Annotated in this window: 23 protein-coding genes; 11 read left to right on the top strand and 12 right to left on the bottom strand. The window is 64.3% G+C overall.

The annotated features are described in order from the left end of the window. The first annotated feature begins 90 nt into the window (after nt 1-90). Nucleotides 91-3,072: an excinuclease ABC subunit UvrA gene (uvrA, locus tag ABIA40_RS10880; protein ID WP_275509954.1), complete on the top strand. Its 2,982-nt coding sequence runs from the start codon at nt 91-93 to the stop codon at nt 3,070-3,072. 82 nt (nt 3,073-3,154) lie between these two features. Continuing rightward, nucleotides 3,155-3,724 carry a DinB family protein gene (locus ABIA40_RS10875; protein ID WP_275499632.1) on the top strand — a complete coding sequence of 190 codons (570 nt, stop codon included), beginning with the start codon at nt 3,155-3,157 and terminating at the stop codon, nt 3,722-3,724. 1 nt (nt 3,725) lies between these two features. Here ABIA40_RS10875 and ABIA40_RS10870 read toward each other — a convergent pair whose 3' ends face one another. Next, entirely contained in the window at nt 3,726-4,262 is a 537-nt protein-coding gene (locus tag ABIA40_RS10870; RefSeq protein WP_157286065.1) for an RNA 2'-phosphotransferase, read from the bottom strand. Between the two features lie 72 nt (nt 4,263-4,334). Here ABIA40_RS10870 and ABIA40_RS10865 point away from each other — a divergent pair, with 72 nt between their 5' ends. Then, nucleotides 4,335-4,481 carry a hypothetical protein gene (locus ABIA40_RS10865; RefSeq protein WP_275509955.1) on the top strand — a complete coding sequence of 49 codons (147 nt, stop codon included), beginning with the start codon at nt 4,335-4,337 and terminating at the stop codon, nt 4,479-4,481. Nucleotides 4,482-4,754: 273 nt separating this feature from the next. Here the strand turns inward: ABIA40_RS10865 and ABIA40_RS10860 are convergent, their stop codons facing one another. Continuing rightward, nucleotides 4,755-4,901 (bottom strand): hypothetical protein, encoded by a 147-nt coding sequence (locus tag ABIA40_RS10860; RefSeq protein WP_404540976.1) that lies wholly within the window; start codon nt 4,899-4,901, stop codon nt 4,755-4,757. A 10-nt stretch (nt 4,902-4,911) separates the two neighbouring features. Then, entirely contained in the window at nt 4,912-5,139 is a 228-nt protein-coding gene (locus ABIA40_RS10855) for a DUF433 domain-containing protein (protein ID WP_100230657.1), read from the bottom strand. Nucleotides 5,140-5,237: 98 nt separating this feature from the next. Here ABIA40_RS10855 and ABIA40_RS10850 point away from each other — a divergent pair, with 98 nt between their 5' ends. Next, nucleotides 5,238-5,879: an HAD-IA family hydrolase gene (locus tag ABIA40_RS10850; protein WP_275509956.1), complete on the top strand. Its 642-nt coding sequence runs from the start codon at nt 5,238-5,240 to the stop codon at nt 5,877-5,879. 114 nt (nt 5,880-5,993) lie between these two features. Here ABIA40_RS10850 and ABIA40_RS10845 read toward each other — a convergent pair whose 3' ends face one another. From ABIA40_RS10845 to ABIA40_RS10820, 6 genes are all read right to left on the bottom strand, one after another. After that, nucleotides 5,994-6,947 carry a cytochrome D1 domain-containing protein gene (locus tag ABIA40_RS10845; RefSeq protein ID WP_404540973.1) on the bottom strand — a complete coding sequence of 318 codons (954 nt, stop codon included), beginning with the start codon at nt 6,945-6,947 and terminating at the stop codon, nt 5,994-5,996. A gap of 2 nt (nt 6,948-6,949) precedes the next feature. Further along, complete coding sequence (locus ABIA40_RS10840) at nt 6,950-7,513, bottom strand: SRPBCC family protein (RefSeq protein WP_404540971.1); 564 nt, start codon at nt 7,511-7,513, stop codon at nt 6,950-6,952. 945 nt (nt 7,514-8,458) lie between these two features. Then, on the bottom strand, nt 8,459-9,226 hold the full coding sequence (locus tag ABIA40_RS10835) for an AAA family ATPase (RefSeq protein ID WP_275499638.1): 768 nt from the start codon (nt 9,224-9,226) through the stop codon (nt 8,459-8,461). A gap of 96 nt (nt 9,227-9,322) precedes the next feature. Further along, nucleotides 9,323-10,183: a PCC domain-containing protein gene (locus ABIA40_RS10830; protein ID WP_271537887.1), complete on the bottom strand. Its 861-nt coding sequence runs from the start codon at nt 10,181-10,183 to the stop codon at nt 9,323-9,325. A 9-nt stretch (nt 10,184-10,192) separates the two neighbouring features. Beyond that, on the bottom strand, nt 10,193-11,800 hold the full coding sequence (locus ABIA40_RS10825; RefSeq protein WP_404540969.1) for an acyl-CoA synthetase: 1,608 nt from the start codon (nt 11,798-11,800) through the stop codon (nt 10,193-10,195). Between the two features lie 105 nt (nt 11,801-11,905). After that, nucleotides 11,906-12,400, bottom strand: coding sequence for a hypothetical protein (locus tag ABIA40_RS10820; protein WP_404540967.1), 495 nt, complete (start codon nt 12,398-12,400; stop codon nt 11,906-11,908). A gap of 94 nt (nt 12,401-12,494) precedes the next feature. Here ABIA40_RS10820 and ABIA40_RS10815 point away from each other — a divergent pair, with 94 nt between their 5' ends. Together ABIA40_RS10815 and ABIA40_RS10810 are read left to right on the top strand one after the other, a co-directional pair. After that, nucleotides 12,495-12,851: a hypothetical protein gene (locus ABIA40_RS10815; protein ID WP_271537881.1), complete on the top strand. Its 357-nt coding sequence runs from the start codon at nt 12,495-12,497 to the stop codon at nt 12,849-12,851. A gap of 83 nt (nt 12,852-12,934) precedes the next feature. Then, the gene (locus ABIA40_RS10810; protein ID WP_225133681.1) at nt 12,935-13,210 is read left to right on the top strand and encodes a GNAT family N-acetyltransferase; all 276 of its coding nucleotides are present in this window, start codon (nt 12,935-12,937) and stop codon (nt 13,208-13,210) included. 49 nt (nt 13,211-13,259) lie between these two features. Here ABIA40_RS10810 and ABIA40_RS10805 read toward each other — a convergent pair whose 3' ends face one another. After that, nucleotides 13,260-13,655: an SPW repeat protein gene (locus ABIA40_RS10805; RefSeq protein WP_198399913.1), complete on the bottom strand. Its 396-nt coding sequence runs from the start codon at nt 13,653-13,655 to the stop codon at nt 13,260-13,262. Nucleotides 13,656-13,975: 320 nt separating this feature from the next. Here ABIA40_RS10805 and ABIA40_RS10800 point away from each other — a divergent pair, with 320 nt between their 5' ends. Then, on the top strand, nt 13,976-14,251 hold the full coding sequence (locus tag ABIA40_RS10800; protein WP_036044205.1) for a GNAT family N-acetyltransferase: 276 nt from the start codon (nt 13,976-13,978) through the stop codon (nt 14,249-14,251). A 53-nt stretch (nt 14,252-14,304) separates the two neighbouring features. Here the strand turns inward: ABIA40_RS10800 and ABIA40_RS10795 are convergent, their stop codons facing one another. After that, the gene (locus tag ABIA40_RS10795) at nt 14,305-14,703 is read right to left on the bottom strand and encodes a DUF3597 domain-containing protein (protein WP_157286077.1); all 399 of its coding nucleotides are present in this window, start codon (nt 14,701-14,703) and stop codon (nt 14,305-14,307) included. 338 nt (nt 14,704-15,041) lie between these two features. Here ABIA40_RS10795 and ABIA40_RS10790 point away from each other — a divergent pair, with 338 nt between their 5' ends. Together ABIA40_RS10790 and ABIA40_RS10785 are read left to right on the top strand one after the other, a co-directional pair. Further along, nucleotides 15,042-15,950 carry a DUF2189 domain-containing protein gene (locus ABIA40_RS10790; protein WP_275509962.1) on the top strand — a complete coding sequence of 303 codons (909 nt, stop codon included), beginning with the start codon at nt 15,042-15,044 and terminating at the stop codon, nt 15,948-15,950. A 120-nt stretch (nt 15,951-16,070) separates the two neighbouring features. Then, nucleotides 16,071-16,895, top strand: coding sequence for a lytic murein transglycosylase (locus ABIA40_RS10785; RefSeq protein ID WP_271537869.1), 825 nt, complete (start codon nt 16,071-16,073; stop codon nt 16,893-16,895). Nucleotides 16,896-16,967: 72 nt separating this feature from the next. Here the strand turns inward: ABIA40_RS10785 and ABIA40_RS10780 are convergent, their stop codons facing one another. After that, a complete protein-coding gene (locus tag ABIA40_RS10780; protein WP_271537867.1) occupies nt 16,968-17,231 on the bottom strand; it encodes a hypothetical protein in 264 nt (87 codons plus the stop codon). Between the two features lie 554 nt (nt 17,232-17,785). Between ABIA40_RS10780 and ABIA40_RS10775 the strand changes: the two genes are divergently transcribed. Next, nucleotides 17,786-17,938: a DUF1127 domain-containing protein gene (locus ABIA40_RS10775; protein ID WP_007590701.1), complete on the top strand. Its 153-nt coding sequence runs from the start codon at nt 17,786-17,788 to the stop codon at nt 17,936-17,938. Nucleotides 17,939-18,065: 127 nt separating this feature from the next. Next, complete coding sequence (gene trmFO, locus ABIA40_RS10770) at nt 18,066-19,493, top strand: methylenetetrahydrofolate--tRNA-(uracil(54)-C(5))-methyltransferase (FADH(2)-oxidizing) TrmFO (RefSeq protein WP_157286081.1); 1,428 nt, start codon at nt 18,066-18,068, stop codon at nt 19,491-19,493. The last annotated feature ends 1 nt before the right edge of the window (nt 19,494 follow it).

The raw sequence follows: 19,494 nt of genomic DNA, 5'->3' as shown, positions 1-19,494 counted from the left end.
ACCCATCGGCGCCGATCCCGGTTCCGGGCGCAGCGCGCCTTTTTTGTTGGCGCGATCGCGCACCTTTGGGCTTCCTTGAGGGCAACTCGGATGGATGAAGTGATCAAGGCGAAGCGCCAACAACAGAACGCGGGCTCGAGCCTGCGCGCAATTACGATCCGCGGCGCGCGCGAGCACAACCTCAAGAATATCGACGTCGAGATTCCCCGCGACAAGCTGGTGGTGTTCACCGGGCTATCCGGCTCCGGCAAATCCTCGCTCGCCTTCGACACGATCTATGCCGAGGGCCAGCGCCGCTACGTCGAATCGCTGTCGGCCTATGCCCGCCAGTTTCTGGAGATGATGCAGAAGCCCGACGTCGACCAGATCGACGGCCTGTCGCCGGCAATCTCGATCGAGCAGAAGACGACGTCGAAGAACCCGCGCTCCACCGTCGGCACCGTCACCGAGATCTACGACTACATGCGCCTCTTGTGGGCCCGCGTCGGCGTGCCCTATTCGCCGGCCACGGGCCTGCCGATCGAGAGCCAGACCGTCTCCCAGATGGTCGACCGCGTGCTGGCGCTGCCCGAGGGCACCCGCCTCTATCTGCTCGCCCCCGTCGTGCGCGGCCGCAAGGGCGAGTACAGGAAGGAGCTCGCCGAATGGCTCAAGAAGGGCTTTCAGCGCGTCAAGATCGACGGCACCTTCCATGAGCTGGCGGAAGCCCCTAGCCTCGACAAGAAATTCCCGCACGACATCGACGTGGTGGTCGATCGCATCGTGGTGCGCGCCGATATCGGCCAGCGCCTCGCCGAGAGCTTTGAGACCGCGCTGAAGCTCGCCGAAGGCCTTGCCGTCGTCGAGTTCGCCGATGCGCCCGCGGCTTCTGCGCCTGCGGAGGAAAAGAAGAAGACCGCGAAAATCCACGACAAGAGCGGGCCCGAGCGCATCCTGTTCTCGGAAAAGTTCGCCTGCCCGGTCTCCGGCTTCACCATCCCCGAGATCGAGCCGCGCCTGTTCTCCTTCAACAATCCCTATGGCGCCTGCCCCGCCTGCGGCGGCCTCGGCGTCGAGCAGCATGTCGACGAAGACCTCGTCATCCCCGAGAAGGATCTGACGCTGCGCAAGGGCGCGATCGCGCCCTGGGCCAAATCGTCGTCGCCCTATTACGTGCAGACGCTGACCGCGCTCGGCAAGCACTACAAGTTCACGCTCGACACCAAGTGGAAGGATCTGCCGAAGAAGACGCAAAACGCGCTCCTCTACGGCTCGGGCGAGGACGAGATCAAGTTCTCCTACGAGGACGGGGTGCGCTCCTACGACACCAAGAAGCCGTTCGAGGGCGTCATCACCAACATCAACCGCCGCTACCGCGAGACCGAGAGCGAGTGGGCGCGCGAGGAGCTGGCGAAATATTTCCACGACGTCCCCTGCGAGGGCTGCAAGGGCTTTCGGCTCAAGCCCGAGGCGCTCTGCGTCAAGGTCGGCGGCAAGCATATCGGCGAAATCTCGGAGCTGTCCGTGAAGGGCGCCGGCGCGTGGTTCGAGACCGTGCCGGAGGCGCTGAACGCGCAGCAGAACGAGATCGCGGGCCGCATCCTGAAGGAGATCCGCGAGCGCCTCACCTTCCTGCTCGACGTCGGCCTCAATTATCTGACGCTGTCCCGCTCCTCCGGCACGCTGTCCGGCGGCGAGAGCCAGCGCATCCGCCTCGCCTCGCAGATCGGCTCGGGGCTCACAGGCGTGCTCTACGTGCTGGACGAGCCTTCGATCGGCCTGCACCAGCGCGACAACGCCCGCCTGCTCGATACGCTGAAGCGGCTGCGCGACCTCGGCAACACCGTGGTCGTGGTCGAGCATGACGAGGACGCCATCCGCCTTGCGGACTACGTGCTCGACATCGGCCCCGGCGCCGGCATGCATGGCGGCAACATCGTCGCCGAAGGCACGCCCGCCGAGATCATGCGCAACCCGAAATCGCTGACCGGCAAGTACCTGACCGGCGAGCTCGAGGTCGAGGTGCCGGAGCGGCGTCCGCCGAACCATCGCCGTACCATCAAGGTGGTGAACGCGCGAGGCAATAACCTCAAGAACGTCACGGCGGAAATTCCGCTCGGCCTGTTCACCTGCGTCACCGGCGTCTCCGGCGGCGGCAAGTCGACGCTGCTGATCGATACGCTCTACCGCGCCATTGCCCGCAAGCTCAACAACGCCAGCGAAGGCGCGGCGCCGCACGACCGCATCGAGGGCCTCGAGCACATCGACAAGATCATCGACATCGACCAGTCGCCGATCGGCCGCACCCCGCGTTCGAATCCGGCGACCTATACCGGCGCGTTCACGCCGATCCGTGAATGGTTCGCCGGCCTGCCGGAAGCGAAAGCACGGGGCTACGAGCCCGGCCGCTTCTCCTTCAACGTCAAGGGCGGCCGCTGCGAGGCCTGCCAGGGCGACGGCGTCATCAAGATCGAGATGCACTTCCTGCCCGACGTCTACGTCACCTGCGACGTCTGCAAGGGCAAGCGCTACAACCGCGAGACGCTGGAGGTGCTGTTCAAGGGCAAGAGCATCGCCGACGTGCTCGACATGACCGTCGAGGAAGCCGCCGAGTTCTTCAAGGCGGTGCCGCGCGTGCGCGAGACTTTTCAGACATTGCACCGCGTCGGCCTCGACTACATCCATGTCGGCCAGCAAGCGACGACGCTCTCGGGCGGCGAAGCCCAGCGCGTCAAGCTCGCCAAGGAATTGTCAAAGCGCGCCACCGGCCGCACGCTCTACATCCTGGACGAGCCCACCACCGGCCTGCACTTCCACGACGTCAAGAAGCTGCTGGAGGTGCTGCACGAGCTGGTCGCGCAGGGCAACACGGTCGTCGTCATCGAGCACAATCTCGAAGTCATCAAGACCGCCGACTGGGTCATCGACTTGGGGCCCGAAGGCGGCGACGGCGGCGGCGAGATCGTCGCCTGGGGCCCGCCGGAGGACATCGCCAAGGCGCCGCGGAGCTATACGGGGAAGTTCCTGGCTCCCGTGCTGGAGAAGGCGCGGAAGCCGAAGCGGAGGCGAACCGCGAGCGAGGCGGCGGAGTAGATTGCGCTGCATCGAAGCCACAGGGCTGTAGCGCGGATTAGCGGAGCGTAATCCGCCACTATTCGATCGGGAAAGAACCGACATGTCCGCTGGACTCGTCCAAACCTACCGCGCCTTCGCCCACAACAACGCTTGGGCGAACCATCGCCTGCTCGCCGCCTGCGCTGCGCTATCCCAGTCTGAATTCGAAGCCCACCGCACCGGCTTCTTTCCAAGCCTGCAGCGTACGCTGAACCACATCTACATCATCGACTTCTTCTACATCGATGCGCTTGAAGGGGGCTGGCTCGGACCGGCAGCCTGGAAGAACGAGGTGCCGTACCCCTCGTTAGCCGAGCTCAAAGCTGCCCAAGCCGCAATGGACAACCGCCTGATTGCGATCTGCGATGCGCTGACAACTAAACGGCTCGACGCCTTCGTCCGGATCAACCGCGACACGACCGTGCAGACCGAACGCTGCGACCGACTGCTCATGCATCTCTTCCAACATCAAATTCATCATCGCGGACAGGCGCATGCCATGCTGTGCGAAACGGATGTCGCGCCCCCGCAGCTCGACGAATTCTTCGCGGAAGGCGAAGCGCCGCTGCGAGCCGCCGAATTCGCCGAACTAGGCTGGACCGAGGAGACTGTTTGGAAATCCAGGACGTAAGCTAGGCCAGGAACTCCGGCGGCACATGGTCGGTCAGCCACACACCGTTCTCTGCGCGAAAAAAATTGAATCCCTTGGCATGCATGCTGCCGGCATCGACCTTGAAGATGTGCGGCTTGCCGTGGCGCTGACCGACACGCTGCGCCGTTGCCTCGTCGGAGGACAGGTGCACCTGCTGGCGCGCCTGCGGCTTCAGGCCCTCGGACAGGATCGCCTCGACAAACCGTGTCGCCGTGCCATGATACAGGATCGACGGCGGCTCCTGCGGCGCCAAGCCAAGTTCAACCGAGACGGAATGTCCTTGCGCGGCGCGAATGCGATCAGTTTCAGGGGATAGCGAGAAACGCTTCTTGTCGCTCTCTGCGACGACACGCAGCAGATCGTCGCGGCCAAACTTTGTGCCGGCGGCATTTCCCTTGGCGATCAGGTCGTCGATGCTGGCCCACCCGTGCGAATCCAGTACCAACCCGATCGTTTCCGGCTGGTGGCGCAGGATGAGGCTCAGAAACTTGCTGAGCTGGGTGTCATTGATCGGCATGGTTACCCTTCCAGTCCCGCATCACTACACTCAAGTGGTTGGCAAGGCCAGATGATCGATCTGGAGGGAGCAATGGCCAGTCGAACCTATACGCTATTTCGGAACGCGATCCTTGCCGAGCAACAGGTGACTTGCGTCTACGAGGGCCGCCGTCGCGAGCTCTGTCCGCATATCATCGGCACCAACAAGTCCGGCGAGGAAGCCGTGCTGGCCTGGTAGTTTGCAGGCGAAAGCAGCGGACCGCTGCCGCAATGGCGGTGCCTAAAGCTGGCCAATGTCAGTGGTGCCCGGGCGCGGGATGGCCGCTGGCATGAAGGCGGCTCGCATCGAACAATTCAGACTTGCGTCAGCAACATCGATCTCGACATCAACGTTGACGTCCGCGGGCTGCGGTCTCGCTAGCTTCCGACGAATTCAATCACCGCCTCGCCCCGTGCGACGGCTTCGGCAATTTGAGGCATGGCGGCTAGAAACTGGCGGATCAGCGCGCGATTATCGATGTTGCCCACGCGCACCCATAGCACGATCGGTCACCCCGTCGATCGCATTTGCCATCCCGAACTCGGCCACATGAACCGCGTCGTATCCGGCGCGACGCATGGCTTCCGCGAGTGCCGAAGGAAGCTGAGCATCGATCAAGTATGGCAAGCTATTTGGCCGCTATGATCGGGTGGTCGACCTGACGGGCGGCGTAGGCGAGCACCGCGTCGATGTCGGCCTCTTCCAAATATGGATAATCCTCGAGAATACTCTCGCGCGACTGTCCCGCGGACAGCAATCCCAGAATGTCGGCGACCGTAATGCGCAGATCGCGAATACAGGGGCGTCCATGCATACGCTGCGGATCGACCGTAATCCTTGCCAGTAGCTCCGACATCTGTCACCTCTGGATCTCAATATAGCATTTCCAATCACATCTGTCAGCGCGTCGCCGGCTGGACACGACGTGCCAGCCCCCGGTGCTTCCGTCTCCTCATGCCCTACGCCCTCGCCATCTTCGATCTCGACGGCACGCTCGCCGACAGCTTTCCCTGGTTCCTGCGCACCATCAACGATGTCGCTGATCGCTTCAATTTTCGTCGCGTCGCGGATGGGGAGATTGAAGAGCTGAGGCACGCCTCGAGCCGCGAGATCCTCGCCCGACTCGAGGTGCCTTTGTGGAAGCTGCCGGCAATCGCGCGGCATGCGCGGCGGCTGAAGGCGGAGGCTGCAGCTGAGATTCCGCTGTTTGCCGGCGTCGAGGCGATGCTGCGGACGCTGGCCGAGAACGGCGTGCAGCTGGCGCTGGTGACGTCCGACAGCGAGGCCAATGCGCGCGAGAAGCTTGGCGAGGCTGCAGCGTTGTTCGAGCAGTTCGACTGCTCTGCCTCGCTGTTCGGCAAGGCCGCGAAATTCCGCCGGGTCATCCGGCGCGCGGGCGTTGAGCCCGACAAGGTCATTTCGATCGGCGACGAGGTCCGCGACATCGAGGCGGCACGGGCCGTTGGAATTGCCTGCGGCGCGGTATGCTGGGGCTATGCGGCGCCGGCGGCGTTGCGGGCGTTCGGGCCGGATCATGTGTTCGAGCGGATGGATGAGATTGCATCGACGCTAGCTCGGACTCGTAGGGTGGGTTAGCCGCGCATTCGCGGCGTAACCCACCACTTCTGTCTCCGCTGAAACCAAAGAGGTGGGTTACGCCTTCCGACTGCGCTCCGCGCAGCCGCAAGGCTAACCCACCCTACACACCCCCTACTCCGCCCTGCGCAAGAACGCGCCGAACGCACGCGGGCCGTCGCCGGTCTTGATCTCGCCAATGACCTTGAGCTCGGCCGCGTCGATGATACTTAGCGTGTTGCTTTCCCAGCAGGCGACGATGACGCGCTTGCCGTCGGCAGTTGCCGCAATGCCTTCGGGATAGTCGCCGACATTGATGCGCTTGACCGGCTTGAGGCTCGCCAGGTCGAACACGCTGACGGTGCCGCCATATTGGTCGCTGACGAAGCCCCGGCCTTGCGTCAGCGCCACCGCATAGGGGCGCATCCCCGCCGGCACGCGGCCGATCTCGCGGGCCTTCGCGATATCGATCACGGAGACGTCGTCGGAGCCGACATTGGCGGTGTAGGCGCGCTTGCCCTCGACATCGATGGTGACGCCGAACGGGCGGGTGCCGACCTTGATCACGGCCTTGCGTTGGCGCGTCGCCGTGTCCACCACCGAGACGCTGTCGTCGTCGCGGTCCGCCGAGAGCAGCAGCTTGCCGTCGGGCGTCACCGCAAGACCCGACGGCGAGGCGCCGACCGCGATGCTGGCGACAACGCTGCGCGAGGCCGTATCGATCACCCGCACCGCGGCCGCGTACCAATCGGCGACATAGACCGTCTTGCCATCGGGCGCCACGGCAATGCCGAGCGGCCCGCCACCGACCTCGACGCGGCCGGCGACCTGCCGCGTGGCAGCGTCGACCACCGTCACCGCCTTGGCATCCGGGCTCGTGACATAGGCAAAGCGCCCGTCGGCGCTGACGGCGACGCCCGCCGGCTTGCCCCCGATCGGGATGGTCGCAACGCCGCGCGCGCCAGCGAGATCCACCACCATCAGATCTTCGCTGAGCTGGTTGGTGACGAACGCCTCGTCGGCGCGCGCGCTTCCACAGCCGGCTTGACAAAGGCTGGCGGCGAGCGCCGCCAGAACCAGTACCCGCACGTTCAGCTGCCGCTCTCGATCTTCTTCTTGAGCGCCTCGAGCCCGGTCTTGTAGAGCCCGCTCACCGCCTTGATCGCGGCCTCGTCGCTCAGCTCCGGCGGCGGGTCGTTGTTGGGATAGCCGCGATAGAATGCGCCGGCCCATTCCAGCTTCGCCTTGCCGTCGGGCGCGGGCGAGACCGTCAGGGTCGAGGAATAATTGGTCACCGGCAGCACCTTCACGTCGACCTTGGTGATCCGGTACGAATAGCTCTGCATGTCGGGCTCGTATTTGTAGAGCTCCTCTTCGACCGTCCCGCCGCCCGTCAGGGTCAGCTTGCGTGTGGCGCCGATCTCGTTGCCCTTCTCGCCTTCGGTCTTGGTGACCGGCTGAAGCCAGCTCATGTCCTGGAAATTGCCGATCACCGCCCACACCTTGGCCGGAGCCGCGTTGATCTCGATGGATTCCCGCACCTTCTGCCGCGTCGGTCCATGGGCCCGGACCGGCTCGAAGGCCGTCATCAGAGCCATCCCCGCCACCGCCAGCGCCGCCACCCCGGCGATCGCCGGTCCGCTTCTCATCCTCATCTCGTTTCCTCGTTTCTCAATCTGCGCGACTTGGAACGCGCGCTGAGGTCATGCTAGCGCATTTTTGGGCCATGGGGAGACCCGTTCGTGGCACGGCGGTGGCAAAGCCAATGCACACCATTGATTGGGTTGGCGGACGGGCAAAACACCAGACCGGGGTCAACCATGCCAAGCCGAAATAATTCGCTTTACTCGAATTCGGAATTATCGCATGTTGCGACCACCCCAACCCGGGCCGAGGGGCGCATCGCGATCGTCACGAACGCGGGATGGGAGGTGGTGGACGCAGGCAGCGTCGCGCGCAAGCGGTTTGCAGGGCGGATCACTCCGTGAGCAGGCGAGGCGCGCACACGACGGGCGCAGTCTCGCGTACGGCAAAATCGTGTGGTCCTGGCGCCCGGGGTCTGTGCGCCAAGGCTTGCGGTGACGTTGCGGGCCGACCGGGCCCCGCACCGTCAGTCATCCGCAAGGCGACGGGGGCAATAGTGCATCGCTCCCCGGGGAGAGCACGACATAAGCCGTCAACCCACTGCGCAGGGAAGGCCGGATGTTTGGCTTCACCTGTATGCCGCTGTGCAGCTTTTTCAAGCACACGCTTCGCACAGTGGACCGCGGGTGCCAGCCGGCACCCGGCCTTCCCTGCGCCCTCGGCATTTTCGAGGGTGGTGAATGCAGCAAAGCTCGGGCGGACTCTGCCGCGAGGATGCGAGCCTATGCCAGCCAATCGACGACGGTCTCGTGCCCCGGACGCTGCGCAGCACGAAGTGATGCGCTGCAGAGCCGGGGCCCACGTATCCGCGGTATTGGGAGTTGCTGGGTCCCGGCTCTGCGCCGCAACGCTCACGCGTTGCAGCTTGTCCGGGACACGAAGGTTGGCCGCTGGATTGCTTCGTCGCAAGAGCTCCTCGCAATGACGGCGGAGAGAACGACCGTCGACTACGACATTCACTCCCCCAGCGTCGCCTCCACGAACCCGCGCGGATCGGCACAAAACTCGCGCATCAGCCGGTAATGGTCGGTCTGCTCCACCGTGACAAGCTCCAGGCCGTATTTGCCGAGCCGCAGCAGCCGCGCGTTGGGATAGGCCATGAGCATCGGCGAATGCGTTGCCATGATGACCTGGCAGATGCGGGACTCTTCCATGCGCCGCAGCAGCTTGAGGAATTCGATCTGGCGCGCTGGCGACAACGCCGATTCCGGCTCGTCGAAGATGAAGATGCCCTGGCGCTGGCAACGCTCCTCGAAGAAACGCAGGAAGCCTTCGCCATGGGAGTGCGACAGGAAATCGGGGCCGACCTGGCCGGCGTCGCGCGCAGCCTTGTCCAGATATCGCGCGACCGAGAAAAAGCTCTCCGCACGAAAGAACCAACCGTTCGTAATCTTCGGCAGCCAGCTTGCGCGCAGCGCCTTGGAGAGTTGGCCGCCCATCTCCTCGCGCGCTTCGGAATGATCGACCGGCCTGTAGCCCTTGCCGCCGCCGGCATCGTCATAGCCGGCGAGCGCTGCGATGCCTTCGAGGATGGTCGACTTCCCGGTGCCGTTTTCTCCGACGATGATCGTGATGGGGCTGTCGAAGCTAAGCTCGAAATCATCCGGGAAGATGGGCAAGCAAAACGGATAGGCCTCGCGGTCGCGAACCTGCGACGGGTCGAGCCATATCCGCTTCAGATACGGCGCTGGCAGGTTGATCGTTCGATTGCCTTTTCGTGCCATGACGTCCTGCCGCTACTCGCATCCGCAACGGAACATGACAGGAACATCCGGATTGCAAAAGCGCTATCTTGCACCCGCCACGTCACGGCGCACGAGCTAGTCCCCTGCCTCCAGCACCAGCTCCATCGTCATCAGCACCGGATTGTCGCCACGGATCAGACGCCCCTCCGCAACGCCGCCGGTGTAGTCGATCAGGGCGACATCGAGCGCAGCTTCCAGCGCGCCGGAGGCGCCGGGCGCGATTGTCCCTGCCGTGATTGCCAGCTCCGTCGCAAACGGCTCGGTCACGCCGCCATGGCTGAAGCGCGCGCCGATGGTCGAGCCGACGCCGCCATGGATCTTCGCGCGGGCGATGCCGTTCGTGCGGCAGAACGCTTCGAGTGCGCCGGCAAAATCCTGGTTCGGGCGCAGGCGGAGCGCGAAGGCGCGGCTCGTCGTGCGCGCGCCGGTGCTTGCAGCCGCGACCGGTCCGAACAGCTTGAAATTGGTCTCCGCATCCGGCTCGGCCGTGAACATCGCACCGTCCAGACCGAAGGCCTCGACCTCGAACGGCTCGGCGACGACGGTCTCGTCCGGCATCATGTGGCCACCGCTCGTCTTGCCGTCAGCCTCCGTCCACAGTCCGTGGCAATGAAAGAACGGCGCACCGTCGCGCGTGCCGAGCGTCATGCTGCCGAGCCTCAAACGCGTCGCGCCGGCGGGCCGGAACGTATCGCTGTAGAACGCCGCATTCTCACCGGTCTTCGACAGCGCCGGCATGACATAGGCGAACGGCCCCAGCGCGCCGCGGCGGAAGTTCAGCACGCCGCCAGCAAAGCCCTCCGACGCAAAGCCGCGCCGCGCTGCCTCCAGAAGCGGCATGCCGGCCTGAAGCGTGAAGGAAAAGGCGCGCCCCCTCGCCTCCACCCATTGAATGCGTTCGGGAGGCGGCGCCCCCGGCTGCTTGATACTCCGCATCTGCTGTGCTCAGCCGGTCTTCGCCTTGTCGAGGTCGAGCAGCCCGCGCGCCTCGAGCTCGTCGCGCACCATGCGCTTCGGCACCTTGCCGTAGCCCGATTTCGGCAGCGCGTCCCAGAAGAAGAAGCGCTTCGGCATCTTGTAGCGCGGCACTTTCGGCGACAGGAACGCCGCCATCTCCGCTTCGGTCACCGCCTTCGCGCCTTTTCTGACGACACAGACGGCGACGCCGACCTCGCCCCAGGTCGCGTCGGGCACGCCGAGCACGGCGACCTCGCCGATCCCGGGATGGGTCAGGATCTTCTCCTCGATCTCACGCGGATAGATATTGGAGCCGCCGGAGATGTACATGTCCGACGCACGTCCGGTGATGTACACAAAACCCTCCTCGTCCATGTGGCCGAGATCGCCGGTGCGGAACCAGCCGTTGCGGAACGCCTTCGCATTGGCTTCGGGGTTGTCGTAATACCCGGCGAACACGGCAGGCCCGATCACGCAGATCTCGCCGCTCTGGTTGGCCTTGAGCTCGCGGCCCTCATCGTCCTGAATCGACACCTGCATGCCGGTACGCTCGAAGCCGCAGGTGCCGATCCTGGCGTGCGGGCCGTCCTCCGGGTCGTGCAGCGCCGCCGGCAATACGGTGATGTTACCGGTGACCTCACCGAGGCCAAAATACTGCACGATCACCTTGCCGAGCTTCTTCAGCGCCGCCTTCTGGTCCTCGCGATACATCGGCGCGCCCGCATAGATGACGTAGCGCAGCGAGGAATGGTCATACTTGTCGGCGGCGGGATGCTCGACCATCATCTTCAGGATGGTCGGCACGGTGAAGAGATTGCTGACGCGATGCGCCTCGATCAGGCGGAACGCCTCGTTGATGTCGAATTTCTCGGTCGGCAGCAGCACGGTGCGCGCGCCGCGCGCGGTCTGCATCAATTGGTGCACGCCGGCGCCGTGCGACAACGGTGCCACCACCAGCGAGGCATCCTGCTCGGTCGTGCCGGGCGTCAGATCGGCGAGATGATTGGTGACGACGAATCCCATCTGGCCATGGGTGAGCACGGCTGCCTTGGAGCGTCCGGTGGTGCCGGAGGTGAAGAAGAACCAGCAGGGATCGTCATGCTCGACGGCGACATTCTCCACAACGGCGCCCGCATGCGAGGCGATCGCATCGGCCACCGAGCGCTCGCCGAACGCGGCCTTGCCGTCGACGCTCCAGGTGAACTCCAGCGCACCGTCCTTCACCGCCGCGGCGTGCTCGGGGAAATCGACATGGCACAGGAACGCCTTGGCGCCGGAGGCCTGCGCGAGATAGCTGACTTCATCCGGCATCAGACGGAAATTGGTGGGCACCCAGACCGCGCCGAGGCGAAACGCGGCGAACATCGAGACAAACATCTCATCGCCATTCTTGGAATGGACGAGGATGCGATCGCCCTTGGCAATTCCCCGCGCGGCGAGCGCCGCGGCCAGGGCGGAGACCTGCGCATCGATCTCGCGCCAGGTCCAGGACTTGTCTCCCCAGACGAAGCCGGGACGCGCGCCATGCCGCCGCGCATTCTGAGTCAGCATATAGGCGAGATTCATGACGCGGCGGGACATGCGCAGGGGCTGCATCGGGCTTCCTCTTCGACGACGGGCGGCACGCAAGCCGTCCGTTCATTGCAGCCCATTTATCGCCATCGCCGTTGCCCCCGCAAGGCCGGCTGCCGCGGACCTGGCCTACTGCTTGAACGCAAACGGCGTCGCGGTGATGGCCTTGGTCTTCCAGCAGGCTTGCGGACCAAAGCCGCCGCAGAAACTGCCATGCAGGTCGAAGCGGATCGTGCGCGCGGCGCCGCGCTTCACCGGCGGGGCCATGATCTTATAGCGGAGCACGTAGCCGTCGAACACCTCGCGCACGCTGCCGTCCGGCAGCGTCACCAGGATCTTCACGACGCAGCCGCCGGTTCCGCAGTAGGTCGTCTCGCGATCGCCGCATCTGGTGTCCTGGAAATCGACGATGTAGTCCTCACGACCATCGCCGGTCAGGTCGATCCTGCGCACCGTATCATGCGCGAAGGTCACCTCGCCGCCTTGCTGGCTCTCGCATTCCTCATTCGCAAAGCGCACAGCCTTCTGCACGCCGGGCGGATAATCGGCCGGATTGAACGGCTTTGCGTCGTCGGCACGCGCGCCGGTCACGAGCAAGCTGAGCAGAAGGATCAGATATCGCATGGTCGTTGGTCGCAACCACAACCGCTATCGTTCAGAGAATCTTAAACATGATCGACGCAACCTCGCTCAGTTCTCGCGTACAGAGTGCCGCATCATGGTCAAAGCGCCTGCCCTCCTTCTGTTGTCACTGGCGCTCGCCGGATGTGCCGCGACTCCGCAAGCGCATCTGGCATCCGATCTCGCCGTCAAGCCTGCGCGCTATGCCTGGGATGGCGCCGGCGAGGATCCCAACCGGCCGCGCGCCGCCTCGCAGCCGACGCGGACTGCCGGCCGCGCCGCGCGCAACAGGTCGCAAGCCGAGGCTCAGCCCCATTCGAGGGAATGGTGGCAGGCGGATGGCATCGAGGCCGAACAGGATGCCAGGGTCAACCGCTCCCTGGTCATCTGCCAGGGCTGCCTCCGCCCGCAGCCACAGGCCGAAGATTCCAGGCTCGCCAAAGCGACCGATTGAACGGAACAGCTTCGGATTGGAAACCCCGGCCGGACCGTGCGTTACGATCTCGTGCGCGAGGCCGGCAGCTGCAAGGCAACGATATGAGCGACGTCATCAACAACAAGGCCCATCACCGCTATGAGCTCGACGTGGAGGGTCATCTTGCGACCGAGCACTACCGGCTCGACGGCGGTGTCATCACCTTCGAGCACACCGACGTGCCGAAGGAGCTTGGCGGCAAGGGCATTGGCTCGAAGCTGGTGCAAGGCGCGCTCGACCAGGTCCGCGCCGAGGGATTGAAGCTGATCCCGCAATGCCCGTTCGTGAAGGCGTGGATCGACAAGCACCCGGACTATGCAGATCTCGTGACACGGTGAGTGCATAGGCCCGCCGCTCGTGGCCGGCGGGCCTGCCGTAACTTAGGGTCTATTGTCCGTGCTTGAGCAAGTCCTGGTCATTCATATCCCAGTCCTGCCACAGCTGGAGAATGCCGAGCAGCACCACCACCGCACCGAGGGCCGTGTGATAGATGCGGAGAAATCCCTCACCGGAATAGCCGATCACGTATGGCGAGGCGATGAGCCACAGTCCGACCAGGATGGTCGTGACCTCTTGCCAGCGCTGCAAGGCGACATATTCGAGCTGGCTGATGCCAAATACGACGAGACCGATCGCAACGGTGTTCAGGATGGCCGTCTGGTGACCGGAGATCGCCTGATCCTGGATCGGGAACCACGGCGAGGCCACGATCAACGCGCCCAGCAGCATCCCACACCAGTCTTCCCATGTTCGATGAGTATTCAAGAAACCAGAATCCGACATCGTACCCTCCTGCAAAAGAGGCATACGTCTGCGGCTGGCGATCATGACACTCCGAATGTCTAGCGACCCTGCCGGCCGCATTCGGGCGTATGTCCTTTCCAGGACGTGGGAACCGAACCCCGGCTTGCAAGAGCGGTATCGGGAATTATTTGCGGAGCCGCGGACCATGCTCGCCGGGCGCCATGGCCATACCGCAGTGCGGTGAGGGCGGCGCGCATTTGCAGATATCTCATCTGCACCAATCTCCCCTGGTCTCACCTTGGCAAGGGCCGTGTCAGCCCCCTAGATCAGGAGGCATCTGCAGTTCGGAGGGATCCCGCATGGCGGCTTCGGTACGCGACAACAAGGACAGGAGCCGCTTCGAGCTCGATGTCGGCGACGACATCGCCTTCGCCAATTACCGGCTGACTCCGTCGGCCGTAATCATCACCCACACCGAGACGCCGCGCGCGTTGCGCGGGCGCGGCATCGGCTCCGAGCTGGTCAAGGGCGCGCTCGACCTGATCCGGCGCGACGGCAAGAAGGTGATCGCCGGCTGCGGCTTCGTCGTCGACTATCTCGACCGGCATCCGGAGGATGCGGATCTGGTCGCCTGAACGCAAAAGGGCCCGCGGCGATCGCGGGCCCTGCGGCACTACCCCAGGTCCGGTCAGTGCTTGATCTCCGGCGGCAGCTTGCCGCCATTAGCGGCGAGCTTGGACATCACCTGCTTGTGCAGCCAGACGTTCATGCTCGCCGAGTCGTTCATGTCGCCGCTGTAGCCCAGCTCCTTGGCGAGATCCTTGCGCGCAGCGAGGCTGGAATCGATGTCGAGCGCCTTCATGAGATCGACGATGGAGGTACGCCATTCCAGCTTCTCGCCCTTGTGCGCGGCCGCCGCCTTGTCGACGATCGCCGCCACGTCGACCGCGGCCATGGGCGCGCCGGCCGGAGCCGAAGGACTTGCCGACCCTGCGGGGGCGCCCGGCGAAGCGGCGCCACCGGCCGGTGCAGCGGAGGCCGGCTGGCCGCCGAAGATCGCGCTGATGATTTTCCCGAAAATGCTCATGTCTGCTCCCCGAAAAGGAATCCGTTGGAAGGGCCTTGCGTGGCACTTATAGACGAAGTTGGTGCGCCGCGCCCGCGAACTTCCGCGAGCGGACAGCAGCATCAGCTTATCTGCGGCGAAATGACGACAGAATGACGCCGCATTGATTGCGCCGCGGCATCGAATTTCATCCAAGCGTGAGGGACAGGACTCGGACTTGGGAGTATGCTTGCCGTTCAGCTCGCGATGCCATCCGGAATTCGCGTCTGGTCGGGATCGCGGGATTTCAAGAGAATGGGCGGCCGCTTGCGCCGTTTGCCGGCGCCGGATGCAGCCGCTTGGCAAGGGAGCTAGCGACCATGGCCACACTCTACCAGGGCAATGTCCCCACGGTGGCCCAGCCCACGGATGCGGCTGGACCGGTGATCCGAACCATTCAATTGTCCGATCTGCACGACGCGCTCAGGCGCGGCTGGGAGGATTTCAAGGCCGTTCCGAGCCACGCGATCATCCTCTGCGTGATCTACCCGGTGCTCGGCCTCATGCTCGCCCGTGTGGTGATGGGCTATTCGGTGCTGCCGCTGCTGTTTCCGCTCGCCGCGGGCTTCGCGCTGATCGGGCCTTTCGCTGCGCTCGGGCTCTACGAGCTTTCCAGCCGACGCGAGCGCTATGAACCGGCCAGCGCCTGGGATGCCATGGAGGTGCTGCGATCGCCGTCGTTCGGCGCGATGCTCGGCCTCGGTACGTTGCTGCTCGCCCTGTTCGTCACCTGGGTGGCGACCGCGCAGGCGATCTATGTCGCGGCGTTCGGCTACGAGGGCGTCACCGGATTCTCGGACTTCATGATGCGCGTGCTGACGACGCAGCAAGGCTGGTGGCTGATCGTGGTTGGCTGCGGCACCGGATTCCTGTTCGCGCTTGCCGCGCTCTGTCTCAGTGCCGTGTCGTTCCCCTTGATGCTGGACCGCCATGCCGGTGCGTTCGAGGCGATGAGCACCTCGCTGCGCGTGGTCGCAAAAAACCCGGTGCCGATGGCGGCCTGGGGCCTGATCGTGGCGGTGCTGCTCGCGCTCGGCACGATCCCGGCCTTCCTCGGCCTCGCCGTTGTGGTCCCGCTGCTCGGGCACGCCACGTGGCACCTTTACCGCAAGGTGATCGTGTCCGATCCGGGCGCACGTCCGGTCCCGCCTCCGCCGCATCGGCCGCGCAAGCCGGCCGCCGACTTCCCGGCCAACCTTTTCCCGTGGCGGAATCGGACTGACGTCTGACAATCTCGTGACGTGCGGCCCTGGCCGGTTCGGACAGGGCCGCACGCCTTGCTTTGGCCGCGGTTACAGCCGAGATTATGCTGCCGGTCAGGTCAAATTCACGGAAATCCATTTCATCTGATGACTCCGACGATTTCTCGTCTTGCTCTCGCAGCCTTGGCCGTCTCCGCGTCCCTTTTCTCAGTCCAGCCAGCGCCCGCCGCGGTTGCCTGCGACTCGGGCAATTTCGACGCTTGGCTGGCTGATTTCAAAACCGACGCTGCGGCGAAGGGCATCTCGCAGCAGACCATCACTGCCGCGCTTGCCGGCGTCACACTCGACCAGAGCGTGCTTAACCGCGACCGCTCGCAAAAGGTATTCACCCAGAGCTTCGAGGAGTTCTCCGGCCGCATGGTGCCGCCACGCTTGGAGCGCGGCTCCAACAGGATGAAGCAATACGGCTCGGTGCTGTCGCGCATCGAGCAGGCCTATGGCGTGCCGGGCGAAGTCCTGGTCGCGATCTGGGGCCTGGAGACCGATTTCGGCGTCAACACCGGCAAGTTCGCAACCATCCGCTCGCTTGCAACGCTCGCTTACGATTGCCGTCGCTCCGAGCAGTTTCGCGCCGAGCTGTTGGATGCGCTGCGCATCGTCCAGCGCGGCGATCTTGCGCCCGCCGAGATGAAAGGCGCCTGGGCCGGGGAGCTCGGCCAGACCCAATTCATGCCGTCATCCTGGATGAAATATGCCATCGACTTCGACGGCAACGGCAAGCGCGATCTTCTGCATAACGTGCCCGACGTGCTCGCCTCCACCGCCAATTATCTGGTCGGCTATGGCTGGCAGAAGGGCAAGGACTGGCAGCCGGGCAGCCCGAACTTTGAGGTGCTCAAGCAGTGGAACAAGAGCGAGGTCTACTCCAAGACCGTGGCCTATTTTGCCGCCCAGCTCGCGCGCGCCCCTTAGACTAAACACGTCAAAACGCTAGGGCCGATCGCAAGGCGACCGGCCCTCTTGGGTGAATTTACTTGGGCGCGTTTACTTGCCCATGGTGGCATGCATCGCCTTGTTCAGGTGCGCACCGCATGCACCCATTTTGCCGTTGAGCAGCGAGTCCTGAGCCGCAGCGATCTCCTTCTGCGCGACGAACTTGCTGTCGCCGTCGGCCATGTTCTCGATCGCAGTTTCGGTTTTCTCCAGATTGGCCCCGCTGCAACCGCCGATGGCGTGCTTGGCGGCCTCGGCGGGCGCGACGGCGAACGCAACAGCGGCGACGGCGATAACCCCGAGTAACTTCGTCATGACGTTACTTCCTTCTTCAGATGAGGCAGACCAGCGAAATTGCCGGAATCTGCAGCACGACTTTTCTCAGGGCGCGGCAACTTGCCGCAATCAACTCCTCGCGAGAACTGCGTGATGTTGCACTCGGCACAGAGCAGCATGCAGAGATTCGGTGCGCCGATGTACGAATATCGGTGTCGGAACGGCTTTTGAATGAATCAATTTTCACTTCTAAGATTTCGGATGCATGCAAATCATGCATACGTGTTTTGGGCTGAGTCGCTATTACGCTCGCTAGCGCACTGTGAAAAGCACCCTATGTCCACGTGGGCGTTGCACGTCTAGGGTTTGAGCATAAGCCCGTGAATTCACGGTGATTTGTGGCTCCCAGTCGGACATAGTGCCCGGCGGACGAGCAGGAGCGCCCGTCAGTTAATCGTTGGTTACGATCGATATGCGTACAGCGCTTAGCTGCATCGCAACATCGGAACTTTCGCACTGCACCACTCTCACTTATATTCATTTCAACGATGAGGCCTCAAGCAAAGGCTGAATCGAACTACAGGAGACTACCAATGCTGCTCTCGCTCATCCGCATGATCCAGGCCTTCCGGGACTATCAGCGCAATGTTGCCGAGCTGTCCCAGCTCAGCGATCGCGAATTGGCCGACATCGGCCTCGATCGCTCGGACATCCCGCGCGTTGCCGCCGGTCAGTATCAGGGCTGATATCCTTCAGCCCTCCACTAGAACGGACCGATAGCGCCCGCCTCGTGCGGGCGTTGTCGCATCTGGTGGCAGAAAACTCGATCTCGGCGATTCCACTCTCCGCCGAAAAGCGCTACCTGTCCGCCCCATGACAGGACCCCAATCCAACCTCGTCCACGTGATCGGTGCCGGCCTCGCCGGTTCGGAAGCTGCCTGGCAGATTGCGAAGTCCGGCGTGCCCGTGGTGCTGCACGAGATGCGGCCGACCCGCATGACCGAGGCGCACCGCACCGACGGACTTGCCGAGCTCGTCTGCTCCAACTCATTCCGCTCGGATGACGCCGCCAACAACGCCGTCGGCCTGCTCCATGCGGAGATGCGCCGCCTCGGCTCGCTGATCATGCGCGCGGCCGACGCCAACCAGGTGCCCGCCGGCGGCGCACTCGCGGTCGATCGCGACGGCTTCTCGGCGGCCGTCACCAAGGCGCTGAACGATCATCCCCTGATCGAGATCGCGCGCGGCGAGATCGCGGGCCTGCCGCCGGCCGCGTGGAGCAACGTCATCGTCGCCACCGGCCCCCTCACCTCCGCGCCGCTGGCCGACGCCATCCGCGAGCTGACCGACGAGAACGCCCTCGCCTTCTTCGACGCCATCGCGCCGATCGTGCACCGCGAATCCATCGACATGTCGGTGGCCTGGTTCCAATCGCGCTACGACAAGATCGGCCCCGGCGGCAACGGTGCCGACTACATCAACTGCCCCATGACCAAGGAGCAGTATGAGGGCTTCGTCGCCGCACTGATCGCCGGCGAGAAGACTGAGTTCAAGGAATGGGAGACCAACACGCCCTATTTCGACGGCTGCCTGCCGATCGAGGTGATGGCGGAGCGCGGCCCCGAGACGCTGCGTCATGGTCCCATGAAGCCGGTCGGCCTCACCAATCCGCACGATCCCACCACCAAGCCCTACGCAATTGTTCAGCTGCGCCAGGACAACAAGCTCGGCACGCTCTACAACATCGTCGGCTTCCAGACCAAGCTGAAGTATGGCGAGCAGCAGCGCATCTTCCGCACCATTCCGGGGTTGGAGAACGCCGAATTCGCCCGCCTCGGCGGCCTGCATCGCAACACCTTCCTGAACTCGCCGAAGCTGCTCGACGGCCAGCTGCGGCTGCGCGCACAGACGCGGCTGCGCTTCGCCGGCCAGATGACGGGCTGCGAAGGATATGTGGAATCCGCCAGCGTCGGCTTGATCGCGGGTCTCTATGCAGCCGCGGAAGCGCGCGGCGAGACGCTTGTCAGCCCGCCGGCTACGACCGCACTGGGATCGCTGCTCGGTCACATCACCGGCGGCCATATCGAGACCATCGAGCCGGGCACGCGCTCGTTCCAGCCGATGAACATCAATTTCGGCCTGTTTCCACCGCTCACGAGCGTGCCTACGAAGAAGCCCGACGGCACGCGGCTGCGCGGCAACGAGAAGACGGTGGCCAAGAAGCAGGCGCTGAGCGCACGGGCGCTCGCCGATCTCGATCGCTGGATCGCCGATCACCTGCGCATTGCCGCCGCCGCGTGAG

The sequence above is a fragment of the Bradyrhizobium sp. USDA 223 genome, from assembly GCF_044909005.1.
Classification (GTDB): domain Bacteria; phylum Pseudomonadota; class Alphaproteobacteria; order Rhizobiales; family Xanthobacteraceae; genus Bradyrhizobium; species Bradyrhizobium yuanmingense.
This window is presented reverse-complemented; position numbering and strand designations above follow the sequence as displayed.